Genomic DNA, 11,693 nt, shown 5'->3' with positions numbered 1-11,693 from the left:
GCGGGCCGATATCTCGATATACGAGGAGGAGAATGCATCTAGCATGACGGAACGGAGCGACGCCTCGCGGTCGGCGGCCGGACGCGGGAGCGAGACGGGCGTGGGAACTGCGCTCGAGAACCGCCGGGGATTCGACGTCTGGGGGTACCTCCTGTTCTCCCACGGCTGGACGTGGCTCTGGTGGAGCGTCCCGATCGCCGCCGGCTGGCACGTCTTCCGGTTTCCGGGAATCGTCTTCCTGCTGGTCGGCGGTCTCGGCGTCACGATCGGCGGCGTGGTCATGGCCTGGCGGGTCGGCGGCCGGGCCGGTCTCGCGGACCTGAAACGGCGACTCGTCGACGTGCGGTTGATCCCGGGCCGCTGGGCCGCGGTGATGCTGGCGCTCTGGCCGGCGCTCGCGCTGGCCGGCGCCGGCGTCGCGGTCGTCGTCGACGGCGCGAGCCGGCCGCTGAGCGCGGCGCCCCTGCTGGAACTGCTCGGCGAGCCGGTCGCGCTCCTCGGGACGCTGCTTGCGATCTTCCTGCTCGGCCCGTTCCACGAGGAGATCGGCTGGCGGGGCTACTGGCTCGATCGGCTCCAGCGACGGTGGAGCGCGCTGACCGCGAGCCTGATCCTCGGCGTCGCGTGGGCGGCCTGGCACGCGCCGCTGTTCCTGATGGTCGGCTACTACAGCAGCTGGGACTTCGCGCCGGACCCGGCGTGGTTCGCCTTCAACGTCCTCGTCGGCGCGGTCCTCTACACGTGGCTGTTCAACAACACGAACCGGAGCGTCCTCGCGGCGATCCTGTTTCACTTCCTCGGCAACGCCACCGGCCAGCTCCTCGAACTCTCGCCGGCGGCGGACCGCTACCAGACGGCGGTCACGACCGTGCTCGTCCTCGTCGTCCTGCTCTGGTGGGGGCCGGCGAACCTCCGTCGGGGGGAGGAGCGCCCGCTGCCGCCGTACTGATCGTCGTCGACGGCGCTCCGTCTCCCCGTCGACAGTCACCGGGTCGCCGGGTCGACGTCGGGCGCCGGAAGCGCGTCGACGACGTGCTCGCGCAGCGCCCCCGACGCGAGCGACCCCGTCACGTGGCCCTTCTCGAGGACCGACAGCGCCAGCCCCGCGTAGCTCGGCCGCTGGCGGTCGAACTCGATGATGCGGTCGTAACGGGCCAGCAGCGGCTCGCAGTCGGCCGCGTCGACGGCCCGGAACGGTTCCGCGAAGTCGAGCACTTCCCGCAGCCGTTCCGGCCGTTCCCGGACCCGTTCGGCGGCCATCTTCCGGTAGATCGACGAGACGAACAGGTCGCCGAGCGCGGCGCCGGCGAAGATCGGTACGTACCGGTCGACCGAGTCGAAGCAGACGCGGTGGAGGTTCACGGCCCAGCCGCCGAGGCTGATCCCCGACGCCACGACGGGGGCGTCGGTTCGCTCCCGGGCGTCGGCCGCGACGGCCTCGACGAGCGCCGCCGAGGCGGCGACCATCCCGACGAAGTTTTCGAGGTCACCCATCGCCCGGGCGTACGCCCGGCTCGACCGGTCGTGAAACGGCGCCCGGACGGCGACGAGGTTCGCCGGCACCGCCGCCTCGTGCCCGACGAACAGCCGCCGGAAGGAGTTCGAACTGAACCGCCCGACGTCGAACGGCCGCTCGCCGCTCCCGTGGTGGTAGACGAGCGTCGGGTACTCCGGGCCGCGCCACTCCCACGGCATGTAGGCGGCCTCGAACTCCCCGACCGGAGTCTCGACGGTCACGTCGTGACGGCCGGCGCGGTCGACGCGGCCGACCCCGGCGGCGGTGGCGTCGGCGGCGACTTCGACGAGCGGCGGCGACTCGGCGCTTCGCGCGAAGAGTTTCGCGTCCCGGAGGAGCAGGCTACCGAGTTCGACCGTCGCTACGTCGACGGTTTCGTGAACGTTCATCGGCGGACGTAGGACCGCGGCACCGTTAACCTGCGCCGTTCCGTCTCGATCCCGAACGGGGCCGGACGTCACGCGCCCCGCCTCGGCCGGCGATCCGCGGCGACCGGGACGTCGTCGGCCGCGGACCGTCGCAGTCCGTCTGCCGACCCCATCGAGCGCAGGAGGCGGGCCAGCAACGCGAGGCTCGACAGCGACAGGAAGCCGAAGATGGCGAGAGCCGGGACGGGGACGATCTGCCCGTCGCGCAGTTGGAACGCGGCCATCGCCAGCACGGCGAGGCTGAGGGTCGCCGCCTTCACGAGGAGGACGGCCGTAAACGCGTAGCCCCACGCCCGGCGCTTTCGAAGCCAGTACGCCGAGAGCAGGAACGCCGGGACGACGATCCCGAGGTCGAGCGAGAAGATGACCGACGTCGGGAGGTCCGCCGCGGCGACGCTCGGCGGCACCGTCCCGGCGACGATCGCCGGGACGACCTCCGACAGCCAGAGGAACGTGACGAGGACAGCGAGCGCCGCCTGGAAGACGACGTACGGCCGGACGGACAGCCTGCCGGCGGCCCGTTTCACCTCGGCGGCGTCGAGCCCGACCATCCCGCCGACGAACGCGGCCAGCGTGAGCCACAGCAGCGTCGTGTAGACCAGGTACAGCTCGTTGAACGCCGTCATGAACGCGTAGGAGGCGTAGGTGTACAGCAGGTAGCCGTCGACGCCGAGCCAGACGACGTACCCCCGAAGCGACCCGCGGGCGGCGTAATACAGCGCGACGGCGAAGACCGGGAGCGCGACGACCAGCGTCAGCAGGTCCTGACCGTAGACCTGCGGCAGGAGCACCGGCGCGTCGCGGTAGAACCCGGGGACGAACAGGCCGACGGTCGTCGCGATCGTCGCGAGGACGAGCGTCGCGAGGGAAGCGAGCACGTACGGACGCGGGAGCGAGCCCGCGGTTGGGGTCACGGACGCCTCCGCGGGGCGCCGGCGGCGGTCGGGATGGCGGTCGCGATCGGTCGAGATGCTACTGAAATCGTCGTCATCGCTCACTGTAGGTCGTGAGTCAGGATAAACGACGAGTGCGGTTCCCGGCCGCCGAGAGGCCCCGCGTCGGGTCGCGCCCCGATCAGTCCCGCGCCCACGGCGAGAGCGGTTCGCCGGTCGTGATCGGGTCGGCGGCGACGTACCTGTCGTGGGCGACGCAGACGGCGGTCGCGAGGACCGCGGCGCCGACGCCGGCGGCGCCGACGGGCGCGACCAGGAGGCTGCCGGCGCCGGCGAGGTAGAGCAGCGAGAACCAGCCGACGGCGTTGAACGTCCCGTGGAAGAACGTCGCCGCGAGGACCGACCGGGCGCGGACGGTCAGGTAGGTGAAGACGGGCGAGGCGGCGACGGTCCAGACGGTCATGGCGACGACGCCGGCGACAGGCGCCTCGGGGAAGTTGTGCCCCTGGAGGATGATCGGCGCGTGCCAGATGCCCCAGACGAGGCCCGTAAGCCCCGAGAGCCGCCAGAATCCGAGGGGAGCGAGTTCCGTCAGCAACAGCCCCCGCCAGCCGAGTTCCTCCCCGAGGGCCGCAAGCGCGTTGATCGTCAGCCCCGCCACGAGCCCTTGCGCGACGAAGAGGACGACCGGCGGAACCGGCAGCGAGTCGAGGAGGGCCATCGACTCCTCGATCTGCTCGGGCGGGAGGCCGAGGTCGACGAGGAACCCCGCGTAATCGGTCGTCAGCGAGACGCCGGGGACGGCGAGGCCGACGCCGATCGTCGCCGCGAGCAGTCCCACGGGGGCCACCCACGCGAGGGCGACCCACCGGAGGCGGCCGCGCGCGAGGCCGCACCCGGCGCGGACGGACCCCCCGTCCCCGTACCCCCGCTGGACGACGATCGCGGCGATCGCCGGCGCCCACATGAACGCGAGGACGACGAGGACGGTCCCCCGAATCGACGCGAGGGCCGTCCCGGAGAGATACAGTCCGACCGCGCTCGTCCACGAGATGCCGAACGCGAGAGCGAGAAACAGCCCCACCTTCCGACCGTCGACGGCCGTCGTCATGGCTGACGGTGGGCGCGCGGCCGTGATAACTGTCGGCGGTTTCGATCGACCGATCGTCGTTCCCCGCGAAGCGGCCGCTGGATTCGGCTGTGGGCTCTCGCTTCGTGACGGGAATCGGCGCCGGAAGAACGAGGACGAGAAAGCGGAGTCACGACGCGTTGGCCGGGGGTGAGCCGGACGATCCGTCGCTCGGCCGGCGACGGGAGACGAGGTACGCGGCCACCGCCGCCGCGACGACTCCGACGGGGAAACCGCCGAAGAGCATCGCCGTGGCGAGACCGACCGCCTGCGTCGCGAGGACGGCCGTCGCGAGTCCGCCGCCGACGACGAACCCGACGAACGCCGCCGCCGTCGCCCGGAAGCGACGCGCCGTCCGCTCGGTGGGCCCGCCGGCGGCGCGCTCCGCCCGGTAGGTGAGCCCCAGGTACGTAAGCGGGATCAGGGCGACCCCGATCACGAGGCCGACGGGGAGTCCCACCATCGCGGACGGCCAGACGTGCGGGGCGAGCGCTTCGGTCACGGCGACCGCGGCCACGACGAAGCCGAGGACGCCGACGAACAGACTCCCGACGATCTTGAGTACGGTGTTCACGCAGTCTCTACGTCGGCCGAGAGTATATCCGCAGCAGGTAGTTCCCGATTCCGGAGAATGTCAACCGCGGGGGGCGGCCGGTACACGGCGTCACCGACTCGCGTCGCGGGGACGAGTTCGGCGACCCCGTGGCTCGCCGGGCCGAGCACGGTTACGACCGGGAAGCCGCCGTAAACGCGCTCCGAGAGGCGCCCGGCGAGCGCGGCGAACCGTCCGCGTCGACCGTGACGGTGCCGTCCACGAGCGTAAACGGCGAGAGGGAACAGAGGAGGACGGACCCGAGGAAGAAGCGGTCGAACGGGACCCGAAGACCGACCGATGCCCACGTACGCCCACGTATACGCCGCCTACGCGAGCGCGCCGGGCCAGCCGACGAGAAACCGTTTTCCGCCCGCCGGCCCAAACGACGGCGATGAGCGGATTCGACCGCGAGGCGGCCGTCGACCGGCTCGAAGCGATCGTCGAGACGGTCGCGGCAGAGCAGCTTCCCGTCCCCGTCCGCGAGGTGTGGACCTACGGCGACGTCGCCCTCGGACTCGACCCCGTCGAGCGCCTCGACGTCTACCTCACCAAGGACGTGCTGTTGCGCGACGCGCCCGACCGCGAGGCGGAGTTCGTCGACTCCCACGGCGTGAAAGGCGTCGGCAAGTCCGTCCGGGCCGACTGGGCCGACGAACACCCCGAGTACCTGCGCGCGAACGCGAACGGCCACGCCGCCCCCGAGCGGTGTCTGGCCGCCCACCTCCTCGAAGGGGACGAGCCGGTCCACCTCGAGGTCTGCAACGCCTCCTTCGAGGACAACGTCGGCCAGCGCCTGCGCGGCGCGCGACTGCGCGAGGACTACACCCGACTGCTCGACCCCCGGGGCGTCTGTCTCTGGGTCGACGGCACCCGCAGCGACGAGGCGTTCCGAAAGCTCCGCGAGGGCGCGTTCGCCCTGCCGACGCTGCCGGCGGCCCTCGAGATGCTCGGGATGGACGCCGACGAGGCCGAGACCGCCGCCGAGGAGTTCCGCGCCTGGCGCGACGGCCGGGAGGGCACGACGGTCCGCGGGGACGTGGTCTGAGTTCACTCCGGAACGCGCCCGGCCGTCACGTAGAACGGCACCACCTCCCGGCGGCGGTACTCGCGGTCGCCCATCTGGTCGATCACCGCCCGGCCCATCTCGCGCCAGGCACTCCGGAGGTCGTCGTACCCATCCTCGGTCAACTCGCCCCGGAGCATCGTCTCGCGGTCGTCGGCAAGCCCCGCGCCCGTCGCCTTCCGGCGGGCGGCCGCCAGCGCGCGCTCGTCGTACGGCGGTTCGACCGTCCGGTCGTGGTCGTACCGTCGCGTCCCGACGAGGTCGACGCCCGCCGCGGCGAACGCCTCGCGGGCGTCGGCGCCGAGGGTGACGTCCGTCTCGACGCCGTCGAGGTAGGCCCGCCGCGCCCGCCGTTCGAGGGCGGCCTCGCGGGCGACGGTCGAATCGACCCGGACGGCGCCGTTGTCCGGTTCGATCGCCGCGACGAGGTCCGCGGAGACGCGGGCGAACTCCCGGACCGCGGCGGCCGGGTCGGGCAGGTTGATCAGCAGCGCCTGACAGACGACGAGGTCGAACGCGTCGTCGGCGAACGGCAGGCGCGTCGCGTCGCCCGCGACGACCGGGACGGCCTCGCGGGCGCTGGCGAGCAGGGCCGGGTCGGCGTCGCAGCCGACGACCTCGCCCGGCGACTCCGCGGCGAGCACGCGGCTCAACTCGCCCGTCCCGCAGCCGACGTCGAGCACCCGCTCGCGGGAGTCGAGCGCGAGCGGGGCCAGCGCCTCGCGGGAGTCGGCCCACATCCCCTCGCGGGTTCGCGTCAGGTAGTCGGCGGAGAACCGGCGCACGGGCCGGTCTACGGCCATCCCGCGTAAAAACGGGTCGGTTCGGTCGCCGACGGCTACCGCGTGGACGCCCCGACGTCGCGGGCGTGCCAGGCCGCCGCGGTGCGCGCGAGGGCGACCAGCGCGGCGAAGACGCCCTCGTCGTCGACGTCTTCGACGGCCTCGTGGAACGCGTCGAGCCAGCCGAGCTGTGACAGCGTCTCGCGCTGGAGGTCCCGGAGGGTCGCGGCGCCCTCCTCGTCGCCGCGTGCGGCCCGTCGCGCCTCCTCGGCCGCGGTCGCCGCGAGGAACTCGAACTGGGCGGCGACGTGGTCGGGGAAGTCGCCGTGCTCCGGGCGAAAGCCCGCCCGCTCGTACAGGGCGGACATCCTCGCGGCGGGGTCGCCGAGCAACTCGCCGGCCTCGTTCCCGTCGCGGAACCGGGAGTCGGACTCGAACGACGCCGACGGCGCCCCGCGGTGGGCGGACGCGAACGGCGGGACGTACCGCGACCCCGGGACGACGAAGCGGTTGTCGTAGGCGATCGACAGGGCCTCCTCGTCGACGTCCTCGCAGTCGAGCGCGCTCGCGTCGAGGTCGACCGGCAGCGCCGCCGCGACGTCGACGAGCGAACCGTCCCGTAGCGCGGCCGCGAGCACGTCGATATCGCCGTCGAACGCGGCCGCGAGCAGTCCGTACAGGTCCGAGCGGGCGCGGGCGACGTCGCCGTCCGCGGGTTCCGCCGAGTTCCGCCCGGTCGCGCTCATCGCTCGCTCACCGGTTCGACCTCGACGTAGGCGTCGTACTGGGCGTTGCTGCCGCCCACGAGGTCGCTCATGCCGATGTCGCCCAGCGCCGCGTCGAGCGGCTGGAGGTGGTTGACGGCGAACCCGGCGTCGCGTCCCTTCGCGTAGCCGGCCTTCTCGCGCATCGGCGTGTCGAACTCGTACGGGGTGTGGCCGTCGCGGTCCGCCGGCTCGCGGGTCGACCCGTCGATCGTCTCGGTCGTCGCGCCGTCACCGGCACGACCCCAGCCCCACATGGTGCCGACGACGCCCGGGCGGATGCCCTGGGTCACCATCGCGGTCGCCTCGACGGTGCGGCGGCCGGCGTCGATCGCTATCGCGTCGCCGTTCTCGATGCCCCGCGGTTCGGCGTCCGCCGGGTTGATCCACAGCGGGTTCTGGGGGCGGGTCTCGCGCAGCCACGGGCTGTTGTGCGTCCGGGTCATCCCCTGAGTGCGCGGCTTCCAGTTTATGAGCTGGAGCGGCCGCTCGGGCTCCTCGTCGGAGACGACGGGCACCTGCACGGAGTCGTCGTAGTGGCGCACGTCGTCGACCTTCGGCAGCGGATCGAACCGCTCGCCCGTGTAGGAGTGTTTCCCCTTGGGAACGACCTCGCTGTAGAAGTCGACCCGCGAACCCAGCTTGTACCGCATGTGCTCGCCGTCGTAGGCGTTCGAGCGCTCACCGTACCGCTCGGCGTAGTCGTAGTCGTGGCCGTGCTCGGCGAACGCCTCCTCGTAGTCCGCGACCGGCTCCTCGAAGCGCCCGCCGCGGTTGAGCACGGTGACCACCTTCGGCCACTCCTCGTCTCCGACGGCGGACCTCCAGCGATCGAGGTCGAAGTGCTCGCCCAGCCCCTTCTCGTGGGCCTGCCGGAACACCGCCAGTTCCTCGTCGTCGGCGTCGGGCACCGGATCGCGGTCGTAGGCGATGTTCGCCACCAGCTTGAGGTAGAAGTCCTCGGCGGCGTGCAGCGGCCAGGTCTCCCCCTCCGCGTCCACGATGGCGTCCTCGCCGACGCCGGGCAGGTCCATGCGCTTCCACATGTCGATCAGCACGTCCTCGAACGGCCTGGCGTCGGGCACCACCTTCACCGTCGGCTGGCTGACCTTCTCGTCGGCCAGCCGCTTGTTCGGGTAGGTGCCGAAGTTCTCCCAGCGTTCGAGGTACGTCGGCTCGGGCAGGAGGTAGTCGGCGTACTTGCTCGTCTCCCCGATGACGGTGTCGGAGGCGACCAGCAGCTCGATTGCGTCCTCGTCGGTCAGCGCCTCCGGGATCTTGTCGCCGCCCGAAGCCGCCATGACGTGGTTCTCCGAGTACGGCCGGATGAACAGCGCGCCGATCGAGTAGGGGTACTCGTCTTGCGCGCTGGCGTAGATCTCCTGGACCGCGTACGGCGGCGCGACGGGGAACCACGGCCGCTTGGCGGGGTACCCGTCGTCGCGCTCGAACAGCGGGGTGTCCTCGTAGTTGGTGCCCGCCCGGACCAGCGGCAGCCCCCACGGCTGGTAGCCGTCGGGGACGGCGCCCAGTTCGTAGCGCCCGCTCATCGTCGCGAAGCCGGCGTAGGGGGTGATCTGGCCGCCCTTCCAGTCGTAGTTGCCGATCAGGTGCTGGAGGGTGGCGATCGCGCGGGTGTTGTAGAAGCCGTTCGAGTGCTTCGACGGGCCGCGGTACTGCATGATCGCCGCCCGCTTGCCGTGGCTGGTGAACTCGTCGGCGAGGTCGACGACGTGGTCGACCTCGACGCCGGCCATGTCGGCGTACTCCTCGAGGCTGTACTCGAACACCCGCTCTCTGTACAGCGCCCACGCGCTCTTGACCCGGCTCCCGTCGACCGTCGTGTCGACGTCGAGGACGGCCTCGTCGGTCTCGCTGGCGAGGGCGGGCTCGCCCGTGGCCGCGTCGATCACGGCGAACTCGTCGCCGTCTTCGCCCTCCGCGAGGCCGAGGTCCGCGGCGCGGGCCTTCGGACCGGCCTCCTCGTCGACCAGGACGAGGTGGGTTGCGTCGGTCCACGTCGGCTCGTCGTCGTCGCCGGCGGCCGCCTCCGAGGGGTTCCGGAGGTACTCCAGGTCGTGGCGGTTGTGCTCGACGATCCACCGGGCCATGCCCATCGCGAGCGCGGCGTCGGCGCCGGGATCGACCGGCACCCACTTGTCGGCCTTCTCGGCGGTCTTCGACAGCCGCGGGTCGACGACGTCCATCCGCATCCCGTCCTCGATCGCGTTCGTCAGCTTCGGGGCGAGCCACGTCGGCCCCTTGTTCGCGACCATCGGGTTGGTCCCCCACACGAGGAGGTACTCGCAGTTCTCGACGTCGGGGTACTGGCGCTTCTTGGTGGCGTCGTACGAGCGGACGTTGCCGAGCACGCTGGAGAAGCCACAGGTCCCGGCGTGGTGCATGCTGTTGATCGAGCCGAGCCCCTGCGACCAGAGCCGCGCCCGGATGAAGTTGCGGCGGAACCCGCCGACGTCGACGATCCGGTTTGCCTCCGGACCCAGTTCGGGGTAGTCGGTGTCGATGAGGACGTCCTCGTACTTCGCGTCGAACTCGGATCTGGACAGGTCGCCGTTCTGGACGGCCTCCCAGTCGGCCATGACCTCGTCTTCGGGGGCGTAGGCCCACAGGTCGCGGATGCCGGGGTGGCCGAGTTCGTCGTCGCCCTCGACGATCTCCTCGATCGCCTGCTCCCAGGAGATGGTCTTCCACTCGCCGCTCCCGCGCGGGCCGACGCGCTTCATGGGCTTGCGCACCCGGTAGCTGTCGAAGGCCGTCTGGATGCCGGCCTGCCCTTTCAGGCACATCCGGCCGCCCGACAGCGACCACCGCGACGTGTCCACGTCGCCGGTGCCCTCCAGATCGCCGGTGGCGACGGCTTCGGGGTCGCTGGCGTACGGCACCTGGGAGAACGGCTGGGTGTTGAGAAACGAGTACGGGTTGCCCGCGAGTTTGCGTACGAGCGAACTGTACTCGCCGGTGCCGCTCTCGTCGGCCAGCCGAACCTTGATCGGGCAGAACGTGTTACACTGCCCGCAGGTCGTGTAGAGGACGTCCGATGCCTCGTAGTCGCCGTAGTCGGTGCCGACGCCGTGTGGGTCGTCGCCGAAGGCCTCGTCGAGGTCGACCGGCGCGCCCGCGCTCGCGAGGCCGCCGCCGATCGAGAGCGCGCCGAGGCCGCCGACCGCCTTGACGAAGTCGCGGCGTTCGATTCCGCCGTCAGTCGTGTCCGCGTTCGTGTCCGTATCCATCGTGTTCGAGTCAGTCATGTGTCTCACCCCGCGGGACGAGGGGCAGCAGTTCCGCGCCGACCGTGTAGACGAGCACGCCGAGCGCGACGACGCCGAGCGAGAGCAGCCACTCCGGCGTCGACGGGACGTAGTAGCCCGTCGGGAGGCCGTACAGCGCGGGTTCGATCTGGGCCGGCACGACGATGTTGAAGCGCGTGCCGATCACGCCGAGGACGACGCTCGCCCCCGCGGCGGCGACGACCCCCGGCCGGCGGCGCCAGTCGCGCCGGGACAACAGTACGAGCGGGAGAATCCATCCCATCCCGACCATCACGATCCAGAACGACCACCACATCTCGCCGGTCATGATCGTCAGCCACGACTCCACGTGGCCGGGGTGGAGGCTGTAGAGTCCGACGAACGCCTCGAGGACCTTCAGCGACGCGTCGACGAGGATAAAGCCCGCCAGCAGCGCGGCCATCCGTTCGAGCAGGGGCGTATCGATCGACCGCCCCCCGAGCGCGCCCCGGAGGACGTACAGCAGGGCGACGAGCGCCATGCCGCTGACGACCGCCGAGGTGATGAAGATCACCGGGAACAGCGCGCTGAACCAGTAGCTGCGCGCGGCGGCGACGGCGAACAGGTTGCCGGTGCCGCCGTGGACGAAGACGATCGCCAGCGGGATGCCGACGATGCCGAGCCGTTTCAGCCACGTCCGGTCGGTTTCGAGCGCGTCGGCGCTCGTGTCCGTCCGGCCGAGCGTGAGCAGGCCGGCGAGCCGTCCCCGAATGCCGTCGTCGTCCTCGCTCGTCGCGACGAGGTCGCGGCGCATCGAGAAGTACAGTTCGCCCATCAGGACCGCCACGTAGAGGACGTAGGCGTGGACCTCCCACGAGAGGACCGACAGCGGCTGGCGCCACGCGAACGGGTGCCAGAGCCGGTCCATCCGGCCGAGGTCGACGAGGACGAACGTCAGCGCGACCACCATCGAGACGATGGCGACGAACAGCGCCTCGCGTTCGATCTCGTGCATCCCCTCGACGTCGAAGACGTTCGAGAGCGTGCTCACGAGGAACGCCCCCGCCGAGAGGCCGACGAAGTAGATGTAGAAGGCGACCCACGCGCCCCACGGCACCGTGCTCGTGAGGTTGGTCGCGGCGAGTCCCTCGGTGAGCCGCAGGTAGCCGCCGTACGCGCCGATCGCGAGCGCCACGACCAGCAGCGCGTACCAGCCGATCCGGAGTCGATTCCCCGCCAGCCCGACCGTCCGTGTGCGTGTTTCGGTTGCCATGG

Annotated in this window: 10 protein-coding genes; 2 read left to right on the top strand and 8 right to left on the bottom strand. The window is 71.4% G+C overall.

Annotated features, from left to right (window positions below):
* Positions 1-43: 43 nt before the first annotated feature.
* Positions 44-949 carry a CPBP family intramembrane glutamic endopeptidase gene (locus NKG98_RS07980; protein ID WP_254769129.1) on the top strand — a complete coding sequence of 302 codons (906 nt, stop codon included), beginning with the start codon at positions 44-46 and terminating at the stop codon, positions 947-949.
* Positions 950-984: 35 nt separating this feature from the next.
* Here NKG98_RS07980 and NKG98_RS07975 read toward each other — a convergent pair whose 3' ends face one another.
* The 4 genes from NKG98_RS07975 to NKG98_RS07960 all read right to left on the bottom strand — a co-directional run bounded on the left by NKG98_RS07975 (position 985) and on the right by NKG98_RS07960 (position 4,540).
* Positions 985-1,905: a hypothetical protein gene (locus NKG98_RS07975; protein WP_254769128.1), complete on the bottom strand. Its 921-nt coding sequence runs from the start codon at positions 1,903-1,905 to the stop codon at positions 985-987.
* 68 nt (positions 1,906-1,973) lie between these two features.
* A complete protein-coding gene (locus tag NKG98_RS07970) occupies positions 1,974-2,858 on the bottom strand; it encodes a hypothetical protein (RefSeq protein ID WP_254769444.1) in 885 nt (294 codons plus the stop codon).
* A 160-nt stretch (positions 2,859-3,018) separates the two neighbouring features.
* Positions 3,019-3,948, bottom strand: coding sequence for a CPBP family intramembrane glutamic endopeptidase (locus tag NKG98_RS07965; protein ID WP_254769127.1), 930 nt, complete (start codon positions 3,946-3,948; stop codon positions 3,019-3,021).
* A 148-nt stretch (positions 3,949-4,096) separates the two neighbouring features.
* A complete protein-coding gene (locus tag NKG98_RS07960) occupies positions 4,097-4,540 on the bottom strand; it encodes a DUF8147 domain-containing protein (RefSeq protein ID WP_254769126.1) in 444 nt (147 codons plus the stop codon).
* 412 nt (positions 4,541-4,952) lie between these two features.
* On the opposite strand from NKG98_RS07960, the gene NKG98_RS07955 reads away from it, so the two are divergent.
* Complete coding sequence (locus NKG98_RS07955) at positions 4,953-5,606, top strand: DUF7095 family protein (protein ID WP_254769125.1); 654 nt, start codon at positions 4,953-4,955, stop codon at positions 5,604-5,606.
* Between the two features lie 2 nt (positions 5,607-5,608).
* Here NKG98_RS07955 and NKG98_RS07950 read toward each other — a convergent pair whose 3' ends face one another.
* From NKG98_RS07950 to nrfD, 4 genes are read right to left on the bottom strand one after another with little or no spacing between them, the layout of a single operon-like run.
* On the bottom strand, positions 5,609-6,409 hold the full coding sequence (locus tag NKG98_RS07950; RefSeq protein WP_254769124.1) for a class I SAM-dependent methyltransferase: 801 nt from the start codon (positions 6,407-6,409) through the stop codon (positions 5,609-5,611).
* 53 nt (positions 6,410-6,462) lie between these two features.
* The gene (locus tag NKG98_RS07945; RefSeq protein WP_254769123.1) at positions 6,463-7,152 is read right to left on the bottom strand and encodes a TorD/DmsD family molecular chaperone; all 690 of its coding nucleotides are present in this window, start codon (positions 7,150-7,152) and stop codon (positions 6,463-6,465) included.
* Positions 7,149-10,439, bottom strand: coding sequence for a molybdopterin-dependent oxidoreductase (locus tag NKG98_RS07940; protein ID WP_254769122.1), 3,291 nt, complete (start codon positions 10,437-10,439; stop codon positions 7,149-7,151). The genes NKG98_RS07945 and NKG98_RS07940 overlap by 4 nt, the downstream gene beginning before the upstream one ends.
* Entirely contained in the window at positions 10,432-11,691 is a 1,260-nt protein-coding gene (gene nrfD, locus NKG98_RS07935) for an NrfD/PsrC family molybdoenzyme membrane anchor subunit (protein ID WP_254769121.1), read from the bottom strand. Before nrfD ends, NKG98_RS07940 begins: the two co-directional genes overlap by 8 nt.
* Between the last annotated feature and the right edge of the window lie 2 nt (positions 11,692-11,693).

Origin of the sequence: Salinilacihabitans rarus (assembly GCF_024296665.1) — an archaeon.
Lineage (GTDB): Archaea > Halobacteriota > Halobacteria > Halobacteriales > Natrialbaceae > Salinilacihabitans > Salinilacihabitans rarus.
This window is presented reverse-complemented; position numbering and strand designations above follow the sequence as displayed.